Annotated in this window: 25 protein-coding genes; 4 read left to right on the plus strand and 21 right to left on the minus strand. The window is 68.4% G+C overall.

Going from position 1 to position 21,011, the window contains the following annotated elements; genetic code table 11:
• The 7 genes from P1L40_RS01740 to P1L40_RS01770 form a co-directional block, all read right to left on the minus strand.
• Positions 1 to 1,719: an ABC1 kinase family protein gene (locus tag P1L40_RS01740; protein ID WP_284009591.1), complete on the minus strand. Its 1,719-nt coding sequence runs from the start codon at positions 1,717 to 1,719 to the stop codon at positions 1 to 3.
• A gap of 52 nt (positions 1,720 to 1,771) precedes the next feature.
• The gene (locus P1L40_RS01745; protein WP_284009592.1) at positions 1,772 to 2,077 is read right to left on the minus strand and encodes a DUF8011 family protein; all 306 of its coding nucleotides are present in this window, start codon (positions 2,075 to 2,077) and stop codon (positions 1,772 to 1,774) included.
• A gap of 44 nt (positions 2,078 to 2,121) precedes the next feature.
• On the minus strand, positions 2,122 to 4,710 hold the full coding sequence (locus P1L40_RS01750; protein ID WP_284009593.1) for a heavy metal translocating P-type ATPase: 2,589 nt from the start codon (positions 4,708 to 4,710) through the stop codon (positions 2,122 to 2,124).
• A gap of 128 nt (positions 4,711 to 4,838) precedes the next feature.
• On the minus strand, positions 4,839 to 5,432 hold the full coding sequence (locus P1L40_RS01755) for an AsnC family transcriptional regulator (protein ID WP_284009594.1): 594 nt from the start codon (positions 5,430 to 5,432) through the stop codon (positions 4,839 to 4,841).
• Between the two features lie 45 nt (positions 5,433 to 5,477).
• Positions 5,478 to 6,185, minus strand: a complete 708-nt coding sequence (locus P1L40_RS01760) for a TMEM165/GDT1 family protein (protein WP_284009595.1) — start codon at positions 6,183 to 6,185, stop codon at positions 5,478 to 5,480.
• A complete protein-coding gene (locus tag P1L40_RS01765) occupies positions 6,182 to 6,877 on the minus strand; it encodes a metal-dependent transcriptional regulator (RefSeq protein ID WP_284009596.1) in 696 nt (231 codons plus the stop codon). Before P1L40_RS01765 ends, P1L40_RS01760 begins: the two co-directional genes overlap by 4 nt.
• 67 nt (positions 6,878 to 6,944) lie before the next feature.
• A complete protein-coding gene (locus P1L40_RS01770) occupies positions 6,945 to 7,094 on the minus strand; it encodes a hypothetical protein (RefSeq protein WP_284009597.1) in 150 nt (49 codons plus the stop codon).
• A 75-nt stretch (positions 7,095 to 7,169) separates the two neighbouring features.
• Between P1L40_RS01770 and P1L40_RS01775 the strand changes: the two genes are divergently transcribed.
• Positions 7,170 to 7,661 carry a metal-dependent hydrolase gene (locus P1L40_RS01775; RefSeq protein ID WP_284009598.1) on the plus strand — a complete coding sequence of 164 codons (492 nt, stop codon included), beginning with the start codon at positions 7,170 to 7,172 and terminating at the stop codon, positions 7,659 to 7,661.
• On the opposite strand, the gene P1L40_RS01780 is transcribed toward P1L40_RS01775, so the two are convergent.
• The 8 genes from P1L40_RS01780 to P1L40_RS01815 all read right to left on the minus strand — a co-directional run bounded on the left by P1L40_RS01780 (position 7,654) and on the right by P1L40_RS01815 (position 13,843).
• The gene (locus P1L40_RS01780; RefSeq protein WP_284009599.1) at positions 7,654 to 7,902 is read right to left on the minus strand and encodes an MTH865 family protein; all 249 of its coding nucleotides are present in this window, start codon (positions 7,900 to 7,902) and stop codon (positions 7,654 to 7,656) included. The two genes, P1L40_RS01775 and P1L40_RS01780, sit on opposite strands and share 8 nt — an antisense overlap.
• Positions 7,903 to 8,078: 176 nt before the next feature.
• Entirely contained in the window at positions 8,079 to 8,672 is a 594-nt protein-coding gene (locus P1L40_RS01785; RefSeq protein ID WP_284009600.1) for a DJ-1/PfpI family protein, read from the minus strand.
• A 71-nt stretch (positions 8,673 to 8,743) separates the two neighbouring features.
• Entirely contained in the window at positions 8,744 to 9,541 is a 798-nt protein-coding gene (locus P1L40_RS01790; protein ID WP_284009601.1) for an HAD-IIA family hydrolase, read from the minus strand.
• 57 nt (positions 9,542 to 9,598) lie between these two features.
• Entirely contained in the window at positions 9,599 to 10,996 is a 1,398-nt protein-coding gene (locus tag P1L40_RS01795) for a hypothetical protein (protein ID WP_284009602.1), read from the minus strand.
• Entirely contained in the window at positions 10,993 to 11,715 is a 723-nt protein-coding gene (locus P1L40_RS01800; protein ID WP_284009603.1) for an ABC transporter ATP-binding protein, read from the minus strand. The genes P1L40_RS01795 and P1L40_RS01800 overlap by 4 nt, the downstream gene beginning before the upstream one ends.
• Positions 11,716 to 11,752: 37 nt before the next feature.
• Positions 11,753 to 12,391, minus strand: a complete 639-nt coding sequence (locus tag P1L40_RS01805; protein WP_284009604.1) for a DUF998 domain-containing protein — start codon at positions 12,389 to 12,391, stop codon at positions 11,753 to 11,755.
• Between the two features lie 45 nt (positions 12,392 to 12,436).
• The gene (locus P1L40_RS01810) at positions 12,437 to 13,123 is read right to left on the minus strand and encodes a DUF2071 domain-containing protein (RefSeq protein WP_284009605.1); all 687 of its coding nucleotides are present in this window, start codon (positions 13,121 to 13,123) and stop codon (positions 12,437 to 12,439) included.
• A gap of 39 nt (positions 13,124 to 13,162) precedes the next feature.
• Positions 13,163 to 13,843 carry a YqjF family protein gene (locus tag P1L40_RS01815; protein ID WP_284009606.1) on the minus strand — a complete coding sequence of 227 codons (681 nt, stop codon included), beginning with the start codon at positions 13,841 to 13,843 and terminating at the stop codon, positions 13,163 to 13,165.
• Positions 13,844 to 13,939: 96 nt separating this feature from the next.
• Here P1L40_RS01815 and P1L40_RS01820 point away from each other — a divergent pair, with 96 nt between their 5' ends.
• Both P1L40_RS01820 and P1L40_RS01825 read left to right on the plus strand, forming a co-directional pair.
• Positions 13,940 to 14,440: a macro domain-containing protein gene (locus P1L40_RS01820; RefSeq protein ID WP_284009607.1), complete on the plus strand. Its 501-nt coding sequence runs from the start codon at positions 13,940 to 13,942 to the stop codon at positions 14,438 to 14,440.
• On the plus strand, positions 14,437 to 14,715 hold the full coding sequence (locus P1L40_RS01825) for a DUF8145 family protein (protein ID WP_284009608.1): 279 nt from the start codon (positions 14,437 to 14,439) through the stop codon (positions 14,713 to 14,715). Before P1L40_RS01820 ends, P1L40_RS01825 begins: the two co-directional genes overlap by 4 nt.
• Positions 14,716 to 14,719: 4 nt before the next feature.
• Here P1L40_RS01825 and P1L40_RS01830 read toward each other — a convergent pair whose 3' ends face one another.
• The 6 genes from P1L40_RS01830 to P1L40_RS01855 form a co-directional block, all read right to left on the minus strand.
• Positions 14,720 to 14,998 (minus strand): hypothetical protein, encoded by a 279-nt coding sequence (locus tag P1L40_RS01830; protein ID WP_284009609.1) that lies wholly within the window; start codon positions 14,996 to 14,998, stop codon positions 14,720 to 14,722.
• 96 nt (positions 14,999 to 15,094) lie between these two features.
• The gene (locus P1L40_RS01835) at positions 15,095 to 15,520 is read right to left on the minus strand and encodes a DUF7522 family protein (RefSeq protein WP_284009610.1); all 426 of its coding nucleotides are present in this window, start codon (positions 15,518 to 15,520) and stop codon (positions 15,095 to 15,097) included.
• 97 nt (positions 15,521 to 15,617) lie between these two features.
• Positions 15,618 to 16,595: an aldo/keto reductase gene (locus tag P1L40_RS01840; protein WP_284009611.1), complete on the minus strand. Its 978-nt coding sequence runs from the start codon at positions 16,593 to 16,595 to the stop codon at positions 15,618 to 15,620.
• 30 nt (positions 16,596 to 16,625) lie between these two features.
• Positions 16,626 to 17,711 carry an ABC transporter permease gene (locus tag P1L40_RS01845; protein WP_284009612.1) on the minus strand — a complete coding sequence of 362 codons (1,086 nt, stop codon included), beginning with the start codon at positions 17,709 to 17,711 and terminating at the stop codon, positions 16,626 to 16,628.
• Positions 17,704 to 19,584 (minus strand): PrsW family intramembrane metalloprotease, encoded by a 1,881-nt coding sequence (locus P1L40_RS01850; protein ID WP_284009613.1) that lies wholly within the window; start codon positions 19,582 to 19,584, stop codon positions 17,704 to 17,706. The genes P1L40_RS01845 and P1L40_RS01850 overlap by 8 nt, the downstream gene beginning before the upstream one ends.
• Positions 19,585 to 20,502, minus strand: coding sequence for an ABC transporter ATP-binding protein (locus tag P1L40_RS01855; protein WP_284009614.1), 918 nt, complete (start codon positions 20,500 to 20,502; stop codon positions 19,585 to 19,587).
• 60 nt (positions 20,503 to 20,562) lie between these two features.
• Between P1L40_RS01855 and P1L40_RS01860 the strand changes: the two genes are divergently transcribed.
• Complete coding sequence (locus P1L40_RS01860) at positions 20,563 to 21,000, plus strand: SRPBCC family protein (RefSeq protein WP_284009615.1); 438 nt, start codon at positions 20,563 to 20,565, stop codon at positions 20,998 to 21,000.
• The last annotated feature ends 11 nt before the right edge of the window (positions 21,001 to 21,011 follow it).

Genomic DNA, 21,011 nt, shown 5'->3' on the forward strand with positions numbered 1-21,011 from the left:
TCACTGCTCGCTGCGGTCGTCCCGGCGCTGGCGCATCTCGTGGCGGGTGAACTGCGGGGTCCCGAACTGCGGCCCGCCCCGCCGACGGAACGACCACGCCAGAGCGCCGGCCACCACCGTCGTCGCACCGGCGGCGACAGCCGCCGGCTGGACACCGCCGGCCAGATAGAGGAAGGCGACAAGGGGGACGCCGGCCGCGACGGCGATCCCCAGCAGGAGTCGACGGGCCATCTGTCTGAGCAGGTCGTCGCTGTCGGCCAGTACCGTCCGCAGGTGGAGGTTCCCACGGTCGGCCCGCTCCAGCGCCTCTTCCGCACGCGGCCCGCCGGTCACGAGCGATCGACCCCCTTCGACGATGGCGTCGCGGATCTCCGCGCCGATGGCCTTGCCGGCCTCGGTCCGCTGCTGGTCGGCGACGTAGTCGGTGATGACCTCGATGAAGTCGAACTCCGGATCGAGCGTGCGACAGACCCCTTCGAGTACCGTCGAGACGCGGACCACGAGCGCCAGGTCCTGCGGGAGCCGCATCGGGAACGCGTACAGTTGGCTCTCGAACTCACCGACCAGTTGCTCGATGCGGAGGTCGCTGATGTCCTCGCCGCGGAACTGATCGATGACGATTTCGAAGGCCTCCCGCATCACCTCGCGGTCGGCAGCAGGGTCGAGCGCGCCCATGGCGACGAAGGCGTCCATCACGCGGTCCACGTCGTCGGCCGCCAGCGCGACGTAGAACTCCAGTAACTGCTCTCGGGTCCCGGGACCGAGAGAGCCGGTCATCCCGAAGTCGTAGAAGACGATGGTCCCGTCGGGCTGGACCGCCAGGTTGCCGGGGTGTGGGTCCGCGTGGAAGACCCCGTCCTCGACGATCATCTGGATGTACACCTCTTCCAGCCGCTGGACGAGTTCGCGCCGGTCGACGCCGAGTTCGTCCAGGCGCTCCACGTCGTCGATCTTCACCCCGTCGACGTAGCTCATCGTCACCACGCGGTCGGTCGAGTGGCTCTCGACGACCGTCGGAATCGCGATCCGGTCGTCGTCGGCGAAGTTCCGGCCGACCTCGGTGAGCATCCGGGCCTCGTGGGCGTAGTCCATCTCACGGCGGATGGTCGCGGCGAACTCCTCGGTGAGGTTCTCCAGGGTGAAGGCCTGGGCTGGCTCGGCCCCGCGGACCAGAATCGGCGTCAGCGTCTCCAGGACTCGCAGGTCGGACTCGACGCGAGCACGGATGTTCGGCCGGAGAACCTTGACGGCGACGCGCTCGCCGTCGAGCTGTGCGGTGTAGACCTGTCCGAGCGAGGCGCCGCTGATCGGCGTCCGGTCGAAGCTGTCGAACTGCTCGTCGATAGGCCCCAGTTCCGCCTCCAGTGCCGGCCCGATCTCGTTCCAGTCCTCGGGCGGGACCTTGTCCTGCAGTTCCGAGAGGACCTCCGTGTACTCGATCGGGAGGGCGTCGGGCCGGGTCGAGAGCATCTGCCCGAGTTTGATGAACGCCGGGCCGAGCCTGACGAACGTCTCCTTGAGGAACTCGGCGCGGCGAGTCCGGTCGGCGCTCGTGACCGAGCGCGAGCGGCCGACGACCAGAAACCGCCGTCTGTCCCGGAGCCACGCGATCACGAGCGGCACGAACTGCCAGGCGACCACGAGCGCACGCCAGAGCGCACGCAGTCGGACACCGAGGCCCGAGGGCTGGCGCCGCCGGAGCGGCTGGGACTCACTCACGACCGGCGTTCAGTGTCCAGCGCAAATGAACGTACTGGATACGCGGCGTCGCCTATCCGGTCACGAGGTCGGGGGCGAGAACGATGGCGACGATCAGACAGACGAACGTGAGGACCGCTGTGAGACGGAGCGCGCCGGCTATCTTCCGGCGGTGTATCGGCAGGGACTCCGCGATGCCCGAGAGCGTCGTCGCGAACGCCATCACGAGTACCCAGCTGCCAGACGTACCCCTGACCCCCAGGTACACGTAGAAGTACCCATAGATCGATAGGAAGGCGACCGCGCTGGCGAACTGCACCAGCGAGTTCGGTCGGCCGGCCGGCTCTCCGAAGAACACGTCGTCGACGGTGGAGGGCATCGTCCGGCGTGACGCCCGCGATTGACAAATATCTCGGGGTCGGTCTACGGCCGCCCCCGGCCCAGCAGGCGGTAGTCGCTGTCGGGGACGTACCTGCGGAAGGCGAGGCTGTTCGCCAGCACCGACACCGAGGAGGCCGCCATCGCGCCCGCGGCCAGCGCCGGCTGGAGCAGGCCCAGCGAGGCCAGCGGGATCATCACGGTGTTGTACCCAAGCGCCCAGAAGAGGTTCTGTTTGATCTTCCGGAGCGTGGCCTCCGAGATGCGGATGGCCTTGAGCACGTCGGCGGGGTCGTCACGCAGCAGCGTCACGTCCGCGGCCTCGATTGCCACGTCGGTACCCGAGCCGATAGCACAGCCGACCGCGGCGGCAGCCAAGGCCGGCGCGTCGTTGACGCCGTCCCCGACCATCATCGCCCGGCGACCGTCGGCCTGGAGGTCGTCGACGGCGTCGGCCTTGTCCTCGGGCAGGACGCTCGCCTTGACGTTGTCGGGGTCGATGCCGACCTGTTCGGCGACCGCGCGGGCGGTCCGCTCGTTGTCGCCGGTGACGAGCCACACGTCAGTGCCTCGCTCGCGCAGTTGCGAGACGGCGTCCGCGGCGGTCTCCTTGACCGTGTCGGCGTCGGCCAGGACGCCCAGCAGCCGGTAGTCGTCGTCGCCGTCGGCCCGAAGCGCGACGAGCATCGCCGTCTTCCCCTCGCGTTCGAGTTCGTCCAGCCGTTCCTCGGCGGGGTCGACATCGACCCCGTGGTCGGCGAGCAGCGTCCGGTTCCCGACCAGTACGTCGCCGTGGCTCGTGGTCGCCTTGACGCCCTGTCCGGGGACGTTCTCGAAGGACTCGGGGTCCTCGACATCGATCCCGCGCTCGCGGGCGCCCTCGACGATGGCCTCGGCCAGCGGGTGCTCGCTGCCGGACTCGGCGCTGGCGGCGACTTCGAGGACGAACTCGCTGGTCCGTTCCCGTTCCGACCGGAGTTCCCCGCCGTCGGTAGCCGGGCCGACGACCGCCACGTCGGTCAGTTCCATCTCACCCTCGGTCAGCGTGCCCGTCTTGTCGAAGACGACGGTGTCCACGTCGCGGACCCGTTCGAGGATGTCGCCGCCCTTGAACAGGACGCCGTTGCGCGCGCCGATTGCGGTCCCGACCATCGTCGCCGCCGGCGTCGCGAGCCCCAGCGCACAGGGACAGGCGATCAACACCGCGGAGGCGAACACGACGACGGCGAACTCGGTGACCCCGACGGCGGCGGGACCGCCGGCCGCCAGCCCCCAGATCGGCAGGCCGGAGACGAACGACGCCAGCAGATCCGGCGCGAGCGCCCAGACGGCCGCCCACAGGACGGCGTTGGCGATGACCGCCGGGACGAAGTACGCCGAGATGCGGTCGGCGACGTTCTGGATGTCGGGCTGGCGCGACTGGGCAGCCCGCACGCGCTCGGCGATCTGCTGGATTGCAGTCTCCTCGCCGACCTTCGTCGCCTCGACGACGAGGACGCCGTTCTGGTTGACCGTCGACCCGACGACCTCGTCGCCGGGTTCCTTCTCGACGGGGACGGACTCGCCGGTGACCATCGACTCGTCGACCGCCGAGGAGCCGTCCCGGACGACCCCGTCGGTCGGGACCTTCTCGCCAGGCCGGACCTTCAGGCGGTCGCCGACCTCGACTTCGGAGAGTTCGACCTCCTCCTCGCTGCCGTCCTCGCGGACGACCGTCGCCGTGTCGGCCTCCATCTCCAGCAGTTGCTGGATTGCGGCGCCGGCCTGGCTCTTCGAGCGGGCTTCGAGGTAGTTCCCGAGCGTGATGAACACCAGAATGAACGCCGCGGTGTCGAAGTACAGCCCGGTCGAGGCGATCAGGTCGAACAGGGCCGCCACGGAGTAGAAATATGCTGTCGAGGAGCCGAGCGCGATCAGTACGTCCATGTTGGCCCGGCGGTTCTTCACGAGTGCCTTGTAGGCGTTCTCGTAGAACGGCCGCCCGAGTAGCGCCTGGACCGGCGTCGCAAGCAGGAAGGCAACGATTCCCTGGTACTGGCCGACGACGGTCCCCGAGAGGAGGCCGAGCCCGAGCAAGTGGTCGGCCATCATCACGAGCAGAGGCAGCGAGAACACCGCACCGAACAGCGTCAGTCGGAGCTGTCTCCGGGTCTCGGCGTCGCGGGCAGCGTCCCGGCGCTCGCTGGACGACTGGCCGTCCTCGCCGTCGTCGTCCTCGCGGACCGGCGTGTAGCCCGCCGACTGGATCGCGTCGTAGAGGTCCGACAGCGAGGCGTCGGCCGGGTTGTAGGTGACCTGTGCCTCGTCGGTGGCGTAGTTCACGTCGGCGCTGACGACACCGGGCGTCGACTCCAGAGCCTCGGCGTTGATTTCCGCGCAGTTGGCACAGGACATGTCGGTGATGCCGATGGTAACCGTCTCCGTGACGACGCCGTAGCCCGCGTCCTCGACGGCAGCGAATATCTCGGCGAGCGTCACCCGGTTGGGGTCGTACTCGACCGACCCCTCGTCGGTGGCGTAGTTGGCGTCGACGTGACTGACCCCCTCCAGTTCGCCGACCCGCTCCTCGATGGTCGCCGAACAGTTCGCACAGCTCATGCCCGTCAGCTCCAGCCGGGCCGTTCGAGTCGTCATCTCGTGTGCTAGTACGCCCTCCCGGTTGATGCGGTTTGTGCCTATGATTCGAAGGTCGAATCGACAACGAAGTTTCGAGATTGGGGTGAATTTTAGGCCAGGATATTCGAATCGAAACTGGTCGCGAGCTAGATCCCGTCTTTCAGCGACTCGTACTGCTCGACGAACCGGTCCGCACAGGACTCACAGCAGAAGTAGTAGGAGTCGCCGTCGAGGCTCTCTTCGACGCCCTCCTCGTCGACGGTGTTGCCACACTCGGCGCAGTCGGGCGCGAACTCCGGGCCCGCAAGGTCGGGCCGCCACTCGCTGTCGGCCAGTAGCCGGACCTCGTAGTCGGCCACGTCGCTCACGTTCTCGATCGCCCGCTCCAGCAACGCACCCACCTCGGTCCCCCGGACCGTCGCCGTCACGAGCACGCGGTCGTCCGCCGTCCGAAAGGTGTGTTCGACGGCGTCGGTGTCGGCCAGGCCGGCGGCGATCGCCTCGCCCCGGCCGGGCGCCGCGTCGATATCGAGCAGGACGGGGACCCCGGTCCGGAGCAGCGAACGATCCACGTCGAGTGTGAACCCGCGGACGATCCCCATCTCACGGAGTCTGTCGACCCGATCGGAGACGGCCGGCGCCGAGAGTCCGACCTGGTCGGCGATGTCGCTGTACGGGCGGCGCGCGTCCGCCAGCAGGAGATCGAGGATCTCGCGGTCGGTGTCGTCGAGGCCTCGCATGGGCCAACAATGTCACAGCCCGGAGAAAGGCGTTTCGTCGGCCGCTCAGACCGGGATCGCACTCGCCGCGGTCGTCACCAACTGTTCCCACACGGAGACGCCGATCGTCACCTTCAGCCCGAAGTCCACGGCGAAAAACAGGAACAGCGCTGCACCCGCGAAGTGGGCCTTCCGGAGGTCGAACGAGTGTGAGAACCGGTGGAAAAAGAGGGCGTTCGCGAGGCTGACCGGGATGATCGCCAGCATCTCGCCGCTCCAGATCGCCGTCGGGTAGGCGGCGTACTGGGCGGCCAGCGAGACGGTGACGAGCTGGGTCTTGTCGCCGAACTCGCCCAAGGCCATCATCGCGAAGATCGGGAGAAAGCCGCCGAGCGCGTTCGGGACCTTCCAGTCGAGGACCGGGACGCGAACGTCGAGTTCGCCGCCGTCGGTCCGGATCGCGCTGGACGGCGAGGGTTGGTCGGCGTCTTTCCCCGGTGCTGTCCGAACGAGCAGATAGGCAAACACCAGGAACAACACCGCGGTCAGTGCGTCCAGGACGATTCCCGGGAGGACCTGAAGGACCGTACTCCCCAGCCAAATCTCGACGGCCGTCCAGCCGGCGAAGGCCGTCCCCGCGGCGGCGACGACGAGGTAGGGGTTGAACCGCGTCGAGAGGCCGGCGATGATGAACTGGACCTTCTCGCCCGGTAACACGGCGAGTTGGGTGCCAGCGGCGACGAAGACGACCGTCAGCCACGTGGCCTCGCTCACACCTTGCTCACTCCGTTTCCGGCGCGTTCGTCCTCGGGGGGCCGGACCTGGATCGCGTCGGCGATCCCGTCGGGCAGCGAGACCGACTCGCCGGAGTCGAGCGAGACAGTGACCAGCCCGATCGGCGCCACCTCCTCGATCGTGAGGACCGTTCCGGGCGTGATCCCGACCTCGTCGAGGTAGGTGAGTTCGTCCGGTTCGCGGTCCCGCACGCGGGCGACCTCCAGCCGGACGCCCTCGGTGTGGTCGGAGAGCATCGACGCGGGCACGTCCTCGATCGGCTCCAGGGCGTCGTTGGGGATCGGATCGCCGTGGGGGTCGACATCGGGATCGTCGAGCGCCTCGGCGACCCGCTGCTCGAACTCCTCGCTGATGTGGTGTTCCAGGATCTCGGCTTCCTCGTGGACCGTCGCCCAGTCGTAGCCCAGTTCCTCGGTCAGAAACGTCTCCAGCAGCCGGTGGTGACGAATGACCTCCAGTGCGATCGTCTCACCCTCCGGCGTCAGGGTGACGCCCTTGTACTTCTCGCGTTCGAGAAACCCCCGGTCGGTCAGTTTCTCGATCATACTCGTCGCCGTTGGCGGAGTCACGCCCACCGTCTCGGCGATCGTGGAGGTGGCGACCGGCGCCCCGTCGTCCCGTTCGAGGCGGTAGATCGCTTTCAGATAGTCCTCCATCTTCGCACTCAACATACGAATGATTAGACGGGTCTAATTGAAAAGTGTCTTGGAACGAAAGAACGGCTGTCGGGTATCGCGCTCACTCGTCGGCGGCGTACGTCTCTCGCTGGAAGCGGGTGACGAACCAGAGGGCGAAATACCCGATCGCACCGAAGACGAACAGCGTCGCCGGGATCAAGAACGGTCCGAACGTCCCCACCAGCGTCTCGACGACCGACGTGACTGCCATGGGCGTTCTTCGGGTGGCCCGCTGATAAACGACGGGGACGCCAGTTTCAAGCCACTCGGGACGCTCCTGTCGGGCATGTATCGACTCGGTCACTACGGGTCGGCGCTGCTCGTGTACGCGCCGCTCGGGTTCGGACTGGTGCTCGCCGACCTCCCGGACCTCGCCGTGCTGGGCGGCGCGCTCTCGCTGGGGCTCGCGCCCGTGCCCGACTACGACCAGCAACTCCCGCTCGTGAGCCACCGGGGAGTCACCCACACGTTCCTGTTTGCCGGTGTCGTCGGTGGTGTGTTCGCCGGGCTCGGCTGGGCGGTCGGTGCCTCGACGGCGGCCCACTCGGCGCTGGTCCTCGCGGCGTTCGGCGGCCTCGTCGGAACGACCGGTATCCTCTCACATCTGCTCGCGGATATCATCACGCCGGCCGGGATCGCGCCGCTGTGGCCGCTCTCGGGCCGGACCCACACGCTCGACATCGTCCGGGCGGACAACACGCTGGCGAACTATCTCCTGCTGGGGCTGGGTGTGCTCGCAGTGACTGCCGTCGCGGCGACGGCGACGCCGCTCAGATGAGGTCCTGGTCTTCGAGCGAGGCCATCACGTCGTCGACGAAGTCGTCGACGCTGTCGTAGGGGAACTCCCCGTCGAGTTTGGTGTTGAGTTCCATCGCAGTCATCGAGAAATCCCCGGACTCGAACTTCGTCGACGGACCGGCCGGCAGCGCCGGTACGAGGTCCATCGGGCTGGAGATGGGGTAGTCTGCGTCCTGGAACGCCTCGGTGAACTGCTCGCGAAGGTCCGCTTTGTCGGCCATGATTCGCTTAGCACTAACGAGACCGATCCCATAAACTGTTCGTTTTTCGGCCACTCACAAATTGTTGTAAGTTTATTCGAAGGCGTGGCCGTTCCAGCCCCCGCCTGTGGCGGTGTCGAGGGCCCGCGTTCGCGGCCGGCGCTGCCCGCGCAGTCGGTCGACCGGTGGAGGCTCCGTCAGTCGTCGGCCGCGATGGCCGCGTCGCCGTGGCTCACTTCGTCGCCCAGCAGCTCCATGAACTGTGCGACCCATTCGGGATGGTCCGGCCAGGCCTGCCCGGTGACGAGGTTCCCGTCGGTCGTCACCTCGTCGACCCACGAACAGCCGGCGGCTTCACACTCCGCCCGGACGGCGGGATACGAAGTCATCTCGTAGCCGTCCAGCACGCCCGCGGCGGCCAGGATCTGTGGCCCGTGGCACAGCGCCGCGACGGGTTTGTCCGCCTCGAAGAAGTGCTGGACCGTCTCGATGACCGACTCGTACGTACGGAGGTACTCCGGGGCGCGCCCGCCGGGAACGACCAGCGCGTCGTAGTCGGCCGGGTCGATGTCGGCCATCGTCGCGTTCAGTTCGAAGTTGTGTCCCCGCTCTTCCAGATACGTCTGGTCGCCGCGGAAGTCGTGGATCGCCGTCTTGATCGTGTCGCCGGCCTCCCTCTCCGGACAGACCGCGTGGACCTCGTGGCCCACTGTCTGGAGTGTCTGGAACGGTACCATGATCTCGTAGTCCTCGCCGAAGTCGCCGACGATCATCAGGATGTTCTTACCCATCGGTATCACCACACACGCCTACGCGGGGCTCCGGCATAAACGTGTAGTCGAGGCGACTGGAGTCAGTAGTGTCAGACCCCGGCCAGGTCCTCGACGATCGGTGTGATCGCCGCCAGGGAATCGACGACGTAGTCCGGCCGGCTGTCGCTGTGTTCGACATCGGCGCGATCGGAGACTCCCGTGGTCACCAGCACGGTGGTCATGCCGCTTTGCTCGCCCATCCGGATGTCCGTCTCCAGGCGGTCGCCGACGACGAGACAGTCCTCGGCGGGACAGCCGAGTCGCTCCAGCGCCGCCGCGACGGCCACCTCCGAGGGTTTCCCGAGGATCCGGTCGGGGTCGCGGTCGAGAACGCCGGCGACCGCCCGGATGATCGCCCCCGACCCCGGGACGGGGTCGCCGTTCTCGTCGGGGAACGTCCGGTCGGGGTCGGTCCCTAGAAACGTCGTGTCGTCCCCGACGACCCGAAGGGCGTCGACCAGGTCCCGATACCGGAACTCGTCGGTCCAGGAGGCGAGCAACACGTCCGCGGCCGCCGGCTCCTCGATCAGGTCCGCCGCGGTCTCACGGACCTGGTCGCGGACCGCGTCGCTGCCGATGACGAACACGTCGTCACCGGCGTGTTCGGCGTGGAGATACTCGCTCGTGACCACGCCCGACGAACAGGCCTCGCCGGGGCGCGCGTCGACGCCGAGCCCCCGGAGCCGCTGGACGTAGTCGTCGCCGTCGTGGATCGGGTTGTTCGAGAAGAAACAGAGCGAGCAGTCACGCGCCCGGACGGTCTCGACGAGTCCGTCCACGCCGGGCAACACGTTGTCGCCGTGATACACCGTCCCATCGAGGTCGAGTACGACGCCCCGGAGTGTCATCACCGGACCTTGGGACTAGGCAGGCAAAAGTCCGTCTCACGCGGGATCGCCGCCGAGTCACGCACCCCGGAGCCGCCGATCCCAGCGGGGTCCGGCCCGGCGGGTCAGCCACAGACCGACCGCGCCCGCGACCGTCGCGAGCGCCACCGAGCCGACGGGAACCCACGTCGGCGCGACAGTGACGGCCAGGGCGGCGACGAGCAGCGGGATCGCCAGCGCCGCAAGCGCCGCGCCGAACGCCAGGAAGAGCGGCGTGTCGAACAGCAACTCGTTGGGCGAGAGCCCGGTGACGAAGGCCGTCACGCCGAAGACGTACACCGCCACGCCCGGGAGGACGAGGACGCCGACGGCGAGCCGTTCGACCGGGAACCAGACCGACGCGGCCGCCAGATACGCGACGCCGGTCGAAAGCGACAGCGCGAGGTAGGCCCGCCGGAGCGAGCGAAAGACGCGACCGTACGCGACCGGGAACCGCAGGTACTCCCGTGGCTCGTCGAACTGCGTGACCCAGCTGTAGGTCGTAAACGCGCCAAGTCCCAGCAACGTCCCGAAGGCGATGCCCGAGTGTGGCTCGATCCCCGTCGCCAGTGTCACCTGGCGCAACAGCAGCGCCGTCACCACGACGAGGACGCCCATCGAGAACGCGACCTTCGACACCGACCCCGAAGACCGGGCGACGGCCAGCAGCGACCGGCGGGCGAGTGGATCGTCCACGGCAGTGAACAGGCCGTCGAACAGGCGGGAGCCGCCGCCTCCGCCGTCGGGGCTCGGATCGAACAGCAGGACGCCGACGACCGCGAGCAGCGCCGTCGGGATGAGTCCGCGGAGGAGCGTCGCCGGGCCGGGATCGGCGTAGAGCGCGTAGGGCGTGTACGCCACCGGGTCGAGGCCGCCCGCAAGCACTGCGACGGTGCCGACCGCCAGCACCGCGGGCAGCGCCGTCTTCGCCCGGCCGGCGACGGCGATGAGTGTCAGGCTGAGCGACGCACCGAAGGCGAAGGCCGCGACGACGGCGACCCACAGGAGCGCGACGCCGGCGACGCTCCCGCCTTCGAGGACCGCGACGACGCCGTACCCGGCCACGGCGGGCGTCAACACGAGCGCGGCGTAGTAGCAGACATCTTTCACCAGAAAGGTCGCGAGCAGGCGACGAAAGGAGAGCGGGAGCGTCCGCGCGGAGAAGACCAGCAGGGTCACGTCACCGAGCACGTCCCGTAGAGCGTCGCGGCCGACGAGGCCGATGGTGCCGACCTGGAGCCCGAAGAAGGCCACCAGCGCGACCAGCCCGCCGGCGACCGTTTCGGCGTCGGTGCCCGTCGCACCCAGCAGCCACGTCGCCAGTCCCGTCAGCGCCGCGATCGCGACCGGGAACGCGCCGAAGCGGCCGCCGCCGAAGAGGTCGCTGTGGAGGCGCCACTCCTCGCGCACCATCCAGCGGAAGACGGTGGCGGTCATGCGGTGGCCTCCGGCCGGGCGCCCACCTCCGCGATGAAGTAGTCCAGCAGTTCGTCCTCGGACATCCCGCGGGGGTCACACTCGGCGACGAGTCGACCGCCGTCGAGGATCGCGACGTGGGTACAGAGTTCGGCCGCCACGTCGACGTAGTGTGTCGAGAGGAAGACGGTGTTGCCCGCCTCGCAGTAGGCCGCCAGCTGCTGTTTGACCTGCTCTTGCATGATCGGGTCGAGGTTGACGAGCGGCTCGTCGATGAACACGAGGTCGGGATCGTGGAGGAACGCGGCCGCCAGCATCACCCGCTGTCGTTCGCCCTCCGAGAGCCCGGTCGAGAGAGCGTCGAGCACGCCGCCGAACTCCAGGCGCTCGGCCCACTCCTCGATCCGGGCCTCGATGTCGTCGACCTCGCGGACCTCGCCGACGAACGTGAGGTACTCTCGGGGTGTGAGAAAACTGGGCGGGTCCTCGCGCTCGGGGAGGATACCGATCGCCCGCCGGACGGCGAGCGGATCGGTGGCGGGGTCCTCCCCGACGACCCGGGCGCTCCCGTCGCTGGGCTCGCGCTGGCCGGTCAGCAGTTCGATCGTCGTGGTCTTTCCGGAGCCGTTCGGGCCGAGCAGCCCGAACAGCGCGCCCTCCTCGACGGTCAGCGTGAGGTCCGCCAGCGCCGTCACGTCGCCGAACCGCCGGGCGAGGCCCGTCGTCTCGATGGCAACCATGGCAGTGTTTCCCGATACCGCGCCACGAACTTAGCGTTCACTGTCGCGGGCCGGAACCAGATGCCGACTCGCCCGTGTGTGGCCGCAGTGACAGCCGGTGTGTCGTCGCGACCAGACCGATCCAGCCGGCGACGATGGCCGCGCCGACGGCCTCCGGAATCGCCAGCCCCGCCCGGAACACCGGGCCGCCCGTGACCCAGCCGTACCAGACGCCGACGTGGAGCGCGGTCAGCGCGAGCGTGACGGCGGCGTACCGCCGCTCCCCGGCGACGACTCCGCCGACACCGGACAGGGCCATCGTCACCATCGACAGCAGGTAGAACCCGATGGCGACCGGGGCGTGCAGTGGCTGGGACTGCGGGAAGACGCCGATCCCGGCCATCGCGACCATCGCCGCGACGAACGCGGGGACTGCGGCCTTCCCGACCGTCCCGCTACCGGTCCAGAGCGCGTACGCGAAGCCCAGGCCGAGCAGTCCACCGACGACGAGGCCGCCGTCGAACAGCAGCGTCGTCAGCGGCGTCGCGACGGCGTGGCCGGGCTGTCCGAGGTTCGAGAGCGCGTGTCCGGTCCAGCGGAACCCCGGCGACGCGAGCGCCGCCGAGAGGATGGCGGCGTTCGTCACTACCACCGAGACGACGCCCGCCCACAGACTCGCCCGTTCGCGCTCAACCATATCCGATAAACTGACCACGGAGTAATAGTTGTACCCGTCCGTTGCTCAGTCAAACTGCGCCGGCACCGGCGGTGCGAGGGTGATCGAGCCGCCGGGACTGGCGTGGACGAGCGGGTCGGTCTCGGGGGTCGGAAGTCCCAGCCACGACAGGAGTTGCTGTCGGCAGGTCCCCGCTCCGGCCCGGAGCTTCCAGGTCGGCTGGCCGACGCTACAGACCAGCGGTCCGCCCGGGGAACTGTCGAGGAAGTACCGCTCGCGGTCGGCCAGAAAGCCCGACAGTGAGTCCGGCGGCGCGGTCGCCGCGGCGTCGAGATCGGTGTCGTGCTCGGCGGTCAGCAGGTGTCGGCCGCCGACGGTGACAGTCCGTCGGAGCCGCCCGTCCACGGTCGACCGATCGACGGCCGACGGTTCGATCGGGAACGAAAACAGCGAGAGCGCGTTCGAGAGAGAGCCACGCTGGCAAAAGACCGCGAGCGGGTAGGCCCCCCGCTGGTCCGTCGGCCCCCGGACGGGGACCTGGACGGTCACGACCTCCGTCGGGCCGCCGACGGACCGGCCGAACGCCCGGACCGACTCGACGGTGTAGCCGACCGCCGTCACCCAGGCGGTGTCGTCGGCCGTCTCGACCGCGGCCCACTCGGGCACGCTCCCGGCGACGCTCGCTCGGTCGACCGGCCAGTGACAGAACGACACCGGCCCGAGCGTCGCCGACAGCGGGGTGAGCGAGAACACGGTCGATCTGGGTGGCGCCCGGCAATCAGTCTGCCGGCCTCAGAGCCGATGGAGCCGGCCGGCGGTGACCTCGATCCCGTCGCTGACGTGGACGAGAGGGTCGCCGCCGGGTGCCTCGAAGCCGTTCGCCGAAAAGAGATCGTTCCGCTCGACCGTCGCGCGTCCGGGCCGGAGCGGCCAGGTCTCGTGGTCGATGTCGGCGTAGTAGAGCCGGCCGGCGTCGCTGTCGGCGTAGAACCGGTACCGCTCGACGAGGAAGGCGGGCAGCGAGCCCGGTTCGGGCGTCGCCGCGGGACCGTCCGGCTCGTAGGTGGCGTCGAACCGGGCGGGGGCGACGCCGTCGTGGGTCCGTCGGCTTCGGAACCGTACCGCCCCGTCCCGCCGATCGACCCGCATCCGGGCGCGGTAGTAGGGCAACTGGAACAGCCGCCGGGCGACGCCGACACCGAGCGCGTCGTCGGCGTCGAGGTTGTAGAAGTACACGCCCGGGACCCCGTCGGCCTCGACGTAGGTCCGGAGGTTCAGTTCGCCGAACGAGCGTCCGATGGGGCTCCCCCGGGGTCGGATATCGGCCATCCGGAAGGGGACGACACCGAGGTAGGCCTCGCCGTCGTAGGTGTCGACCGACAGCCGGTCGGGCAGCGTCGCCGCGACCGTCCCGGGGTCGACCGCCCAGTGCAGAAACCCCACGTCACGCCAGTCCATACGCAACAGGTCCATGGTTGTTGGGAGGGACTGGAGCGGGTTCGGGGTTTCGTGAGAGGGCGTCACAGGATCGCCAGTAGCTCTTTTTGTCCCCGTATCCAGCCTCCATACATGGAGTTCGAGGTCATCCAGGGCGACATCGCCCAGCAATCGGCCGACGCACTGGTCAACGCCGCGAACACGAGCCTGCGGATGGGCTCGGGCGTGGCAGGCGCGCTCAAGCGGGCCGCCGGATCGGGGCTGCCCGACGAGGCCGTCGCCAAAGGCCCGGTCGACCTCGGGGGCGTGGCGACGACCGAGGCCTACGACCTCGACGCCGAGTACGTGATCCACGCCGCCGCGATGCCGCCGGGCGGGCAGTCGACGGCCCGGAGCATCCGCGACGCGACGCGGAACGCGCTCGCGGAGGCAGACGCGCTGAACTGTGAGTCGGTCGTCCTCCCCGCGATCGGCTGTGGGATCGCCGGCTTCGACTTCGAGCGCGGCGTCGAGATCATCTGTGAGGTCATCGACGCCTTCGAGCCCTCGTCGTTGACCGACGTGCGCCTCATCGCGTACTCGGACGACGACTACGAGACGATACAGCGGGTCGCGGCGGAGGGAAAGCAGTGACCGGCGACGCGGACGCGACGACGGAGGCGGACACGGAGACGGACGGAGACGCGGGTGTCGAAGCCGACGAGCCGGTCGTCTGCCCGGTCTGTGGCAGCGCGTTCGCCTCGGCCTCGCTCCACGACGAGGGGTTGTTGGTCGAACTGGGCGACGACAGCCGGTTCGATCGGGTCTGTGTCCAGCCGGTCAGCACCGAGGACGGCACGCCGCTGGTACGGCTGTTCCAGCATCCGGGCCGGGACGAGCCGGGTACCCCCGGTGGACGGATTCCCTGAGTGCTCAGCCGCCGAACAGCCGTCCCGCTCGCCACTCCCAGACGATTTCGAGGAGCCCCCAGAACGCGATCCAGAGCCCGATGAACAGGAAGATGACGGCCGTCGACGAGAGGTACTGGAGCGGTTCGGCCATCGCGACGACCGAGGAGTACGCCGCCAGCGCGACGACGAACGTCACCGCCAGGCCCACCAGCCCGGTCAGCCAGTGCTCGAAGCTACTGGCCGACTGGCAGAGCGGTTCCGAACTACGACCGTCGGTCCCGTTCGACTCGGGGTTGTGCATTGGTACCGGCCACCGTACTAGATAGTCGTCGACGCAGTGTAATAAATGTAGGCTCGTAAATGTTTCTCGGAAGCGAGTGAAACCGTCCAGATCGGGCTACGTGGCGGCCAGGAGCGTGGTGATCGCGGTCGCCGCGTCCTCGAAGGCGTCCACGTCCATCGAGTCGGTCGTCAGGATGACGCCGGCGTCGCCTTCGAGGACGCGAACGACGAACCCGTCCCGGTGGAACCGGACCGTGAACTCGTAGGGGCCGATCCCCGACGGATCGTCCGGCACCGAGAGGACGGTCCTGACAGGTGCCTCGGCGAACCCGCCGCGTTCGAACTCGACGAGGCGGGACTTGACCTCCAGGGCGCCCTGCCTGGACTCGTAGAGGTCCCGGCGGACGTACAGGAGGTCCATCTCCGAGGGGGTGAAGTAGATGACGCTGCGGAGCGTGTCGCCCAGACTCGTCCGCGCGGCGCTGATCACGCTGTCGGCGAAGGGGGTCTCGATTCCGGTGTCGAACGGTACGTCGTACATACGACGAGTTGGCGCCCCAGGAGCTTAACTGTGCGCAGAATGTTCGGAAAAACGAGATTAAACGAACGTTTTGAGCGTTCTATTGCCGTTCTCCGACCTATTCGTGACCCGAGACGCGGACGGGTTCGTACGGCGCTTCCAGCCACTCGATGTCGCTGTCCGAGAGGTCGATCTCCAGGGCTTCGACGGCTTCCTCCAGGTGTTCCAGACTGGACGTGCCGACGATGGGCGCGTCGACGACATCTTTGGAGAGGACCCAGGCCAGCGCGATCTGTGCCATCGAGGCGTCGTACTCGTCGGCCAGTTCCTCGACACGCTCGTTGACCTCGCGGCCGCCGCCCTCGAAGTACGGGTGTTCCCGGGCGTAGTCGTCGGTCTCGCCGCGCGTGGTCGCCTCGAACTCCTCGTGCGGACGGGTCAGATAGCCACGAGCGAGCGGGCTCCAGGGAATCACACCGACGCCCTCCCGGTCACAGAGGGGCAGCATCTCGCGTTCCTCCTCCCGGTAGAGGAGGTTGTAGTGGTTCTGCATCGTCTCGAACCGTTCGAGGCCCTCGCGCTCACTGATCCGCTGGGTGCGAGTGAACTGGTGGGCCCACATCGAGGAGGCACCGACGTACCGGGCCTTCCCCCGCCGGACCGCGTCGTCCAGGGTCCGCATCGTCTGTTCGACCGGCGTGTCGTAGTCCCACCGGTGGGTCTGGTAGAGGTCGACGGTGTCCATCCCCAACCGATCGAGGGAGTTGTCCAGTTCCTGTTCGAGGGCCTTCCGGGAGAGGCCGCCGGAGTTGGGGTTGTCGTCGTCCATCTGGAAGTAGCCCTTCGTGGCGACGACCTGGGAATCGCGGTCGTAGTCGTCGAGGACGGTCCCCAGCACGCGCTCGGACTCGCCCATCGAGTACATGTTCGCGGTGTCGAAGAAGTTGATCCCCAGGTCTATGGCCCGCTCGATGACCTCGCGGCTCTCGTCCTCGTCCAGCACCCACTCGCGCCAGTCGGGGGTCCCGAAGCTCATACAGCCCAGGCAGAGGCGGCTGACTTCCATCCCGGTCGAACCGAGTGTCGTGTACTCCATACCGGACCGCCGGCCGGCGAGGACAAAAAGCTACAGCGTCTCCGGTTCGACGGTCCGGACGTACCGCCGGACGGCCAGATAGCCGGCGACCGCCACCGCCGCCAGCAGCGCGACGTGGGCGTAGGTCAGCGCCGTCGGGCTGTCGACGGCGAGTTTCGCCATCGTCGTCGCCGGGTGTTCCGGCAGCACGACCGCGCCACCGAAGACCACCAGCGTCAGCACCGAGTACAGCAGTTGCGCCGGCCGTCGTCGCCCCATCGTGACACCGAGCACGAGGCCGATGGCGACGACGACGACGGTGATCGCCGTCACGAACAGCAGGATCGGGAGGACGTTGCTGACGGCGATCCCGTTGGCAGACAGCAGTCCGATCCACAGCAACGCCTGTGCCGGCGCGATGGCAGTCATCCCCAGGGCCTTCCCCTCGACGATGTCCAGCAAGGAGACGGGCGCGACCCGCAGTAGCTCCAGCGTCCCCCGCTCGATCTCCTCGGTGATCGTGTCCACGGCGACGGAGCCGCTGATGAACGGCGGCAGGAACAGCAACAGCGGGATCAACACGGTGTAGGTGAACCCGAAGTACGGGCTGGCGCCGATCTCCGGGGGCAGGGGGACCGGCGGTTCGTCGAGGTACCCCGTCCGTTCGAGCCGTTCCTGGCGTTCGAGCGTGCCCAGGAGCTGTCGGACCTGGACGACGATCAGCGTCGAGCGGATGCTCCCCTCGGGGATCGTGGCCGTCACCCCGATCACCCGGCCGTCGCTGCCCTCCCGGGCCTGATAGTCGGCCCGCAGTAACGCGTCCACCTCCCCGCGCTCGAACTGCCGCTGGGCCTGTTCGGCGTCGGCAAAGGCGACCACGCCGGTCTCGGGGTGTTCCCGGGCCGCACCGACGAGTTCGGCCCGAGCGTCGCCGGTGACGCCGACCTCGACCTCGCTGGTCGCGACCGAGCCGGGGTCGTACAGCGACGTGAGGCCGACGACCAGAAACGAGGAGAAGCCGGCGACGAACAACTGGATCAGAAGGGCCAGGACGATCGTCTTCTCACGTGAGAGCGAAGCCACGTCCCGTCGGGCGATCCGAAGCCGGGCGTCCGAGAGCAAGGAGCGGTCAGACATAGGCGCTCACCACCGTGAAGTTGTAGGCGAAGTGGACGGCGATCGCGGCGCCGATACCGAGCAGGTAGCCCCGCCGTCCGCGGAGCGCCCCCACCGACGAGATGGCCGCCGTGACGGTGTGTAACGCCAGCGGGAGGAACAACAGCACCCCCGCCAGCCAGAGCGGGACATCCGCGGGTGCCGACGCCCCCTGGAGCGCCGCCTGGCCGATCGGCAGCGTATCGAGGTTCGCCAGCCGAGCGATGAGCAGCCCCTTCTCGGCGACGAAGAAGCCCAGTCCCGAGAGGAATCCGAGTCCGAGCGCCGACCGGAGCGTCGCCTCGTAGTCGGCGTTCGTGTAGCCGGCGTAGACGTGGAGGCTCTTCGCCAGTTCCTCGACGACGGCGACGACGACGAGGATCAGGACGATCCCGAGCGTCTGGTTCGTCCCGAAGACGTTCAGCGACACCGAATCCAGCACGAACAGGAACGCGATGGCGACGAGCTCAGCGACGATGACCAGCGGCAGGAGGATCACCGTGATCTTGAACGCGCTCCGGCGGGACTTGATCCGGCCCGACAGCGTGTCGAGCACCTTCAGCGGGATCGGCCGCTGGGTGAACATGTCCTCCTCGCGGTAGAGCCCGGCACCGAGCCCGAACAACAGCAGGGCGGTCAACAGCGGCGGCGTCGTCGAGAACACGAACTCCGCGAGGCTGATCGACTGGCCGGTCAGGTCCATCACCACGAGCGTCAGCGGCGAGATGAGCGCGATCGGCGTCACGTCGGTGAAGATCGCCGGCACGAACGCGTACGAAGTCAGCGTGACGGTGATCGTGACGGTGACGAACGTGAGTTCCTTGAACGAGCGGGCGAACATCGCCCCCAGAAACGTCGCCGAGAGGAAGAGCAAGGCCACCGGCGCGACCGCCAGCACCGCGATGGGACTCCCGCTCGGCGCGATCCCGGTCAGCCGGAGCGCCGCGGTGATGACGCCCGCGACACCGACCGCGCCAAGGAGATACGGCAGCGTCTTCCCGCCGACGATGTCGGCCCGCGAGGCCGGCGTCACGAGCAGGAGTTCCCCCCGCCGGTTCAGCCGCTCGGAGAGCATCGACGAGCCGTAGGCCTGGATCACGAAGTTCATCGGGACGATGTAGAGGAAGGCCAGCACGAGCGACTCGAAGGGGAACGGCGGCGAGATGTCGCCGGGCGTCCCGCCCTCGACATCACCCGAGAGACGCGCACCGAGGCTGCCGAGGTTCGCGCCGCCACCACCGCTTGCAGTCCCGTCGCGGCCGCTCGCACCGTCACCGCTTCCGCCGTCGCTCGCTCCGTCGCCGTCCCCGCCGGTCGTGCCTCCGCCGGCGGCTCCGTCCCCGTCGGCCGCTCCGTCACCACTCGCGCCCTCGCCCGTCCGCGGGTCGACCAGGCTGGGGCCGTCCTGTTCGGCGTACCGGAGCGTCACCGTCACCGGGAACGCCGCCGTCCGGTTGTCGTCCCGGCCCAGTCGGGCGTCGTTGTACCGCTCGGTGGACTCGCCGAACTCAGCCAGCGCGGCCCGCTGTTTTGGCGTCCGTGGCGTGTTCTGGAGCGTCGTCCCCTCGAACCACAGTTCCTGACGGTTTCTCGCCATCTCTCCGGGGGCGGGCTCGCGGACCTGGAACGTCGAGTCGCTGGCCGCGACGGCGTAGTACGGGCTTGACTGCTCGACGCCGACCCGGTAGATCCCCTGGTCGAGCGCCGCGGCGCCGCCACCGCCGACGGCCGTCGCGGCGACGACCCCCATCGCCAGGATGGCGAGCGCCATCACGACGATGGTCCGCTTGTCGACGCCGCCGGCGTTTTTCGTCACCTCCCACTTGGCGATCCGCAGGAGCTTCCGCGGGTGCATCTACGCGTCGTCCTCCGCTTGCCCGCCCTCGCCGACGTAGCGGGTGCCGCTGGTCCCCGACTCGGCGACGTTGAGGAACACCTCCTCCAGACTCGACTCCTCGGTCCGGATGTCAACGACTTCGCCGCCCCGGTCCTGGGCCTGCGAACGGGTCTCCTCGACGGCGTCCATGCTCCCGACTTCCCGGACGAAGTGGCCGTTCTGGCGGGCCGCGTCGGGCACCTCGACGGTCGTGTAGACGTGATAGCGCGTCTCGCCGTAGTCGCGCTGGAGGTCCGCCAGTTCGCCCCGGGCGACGATCTCGCCCTCGTTCATGATGGCGACCCGGTCACAGATCGACTCGACGTGAAAGAGGTTGTGCGCAGAGAAGACGATCGTCTTGCCCTCGGCGGCCAGTTGCTCGGTGAACTCGATGACGTAGTTGGTCGTCAGCGGGTCCAGTCCCGAGGCCGGTTCGTCGTAGATGAGCACGTCCGGGTCGTTGATCAGCGAGCGGGCGATGGCGACCTTCCGTTTCATCCCCTTGGACATGTCGCCGAGTTTCCGATCGCGGTGTTCCAGATCGAGTTCGTCCAGCGTCTCGTGCATCCGCTCGTCGGCGACCTCGGTCGGCACGTCGTACAGGTCCGCGAAGAACCGGAGATAGGAGACCGGCGTCATCTCCTCGTACAGCGGGGACTCCTCGGGGAGAAAGCCCAGGCGCTGGCGCATCTCCGTCGTCTCGGTGTCCAACCCGGCGATCTCGGCCTCGCCGTCGGTCGGGTCCAGCAGGCCGGCGAGCATCTTCAGCGTGGTCGTCTTGCCGGCACCGTTGGGGCCGATGATGCCGAAGACCTCGCCGCGGTCGACCGAGAACGTACTGCCCTCGACAGCGACGAAATCGCCGTACTCCTTCCGAAGGTCCCGGGCGTCGATCATTCGGTCGGGGGTTGTGACCGGACCAACCTATACCTTGGCTCCGCCCTATCTCTGCTGATAATGTGGGCACCATACGGCGCGACCGCAGACATCGAACAGACTCCCGACGGCCGCCGGATCGTCGTCCGGCGGGACGTGGACGCTCCCGCCGACGCGGTGTGGGATGTCCTCGTCGACACCGAGCGATGGTCCGAGTGGGGGCCGTCGGTCTCGGCAGTCGACTGTGAGGACCGCTACATCGAGGCCGGGACGACCGGCCGAGTCCGGGTCGCTGACACGGCGTGGCTCCCGTTCGAGGTGACCAGTTGCGAGAGCTACCGCTGGACGTGGACCGTCGCGCGGCTTCGGGCGACCGGCCACCGCGTCGAACCGGGTCCCAGCGGGACCGTCGTCGCCTTCGAGATCCCCCCACTCGCTGCCGGCTACGTGCCGGTGTGTGCGCGAGCCTGCGCTCGCATCGGTGAGCTGGTCGAGGAGAGAGAACGACAAAGAGAGTGAGTCGAGTCGGG

The organism is Haloarcula pelagica (assembly GCF_030127105.1).
Classification (GTDB): domain Archaea; phylum Halobacteriota; class Halobacteria; order Halobacteriales; family Haloarculaceae; genus Haloarcula; species Haloarcula pelagica.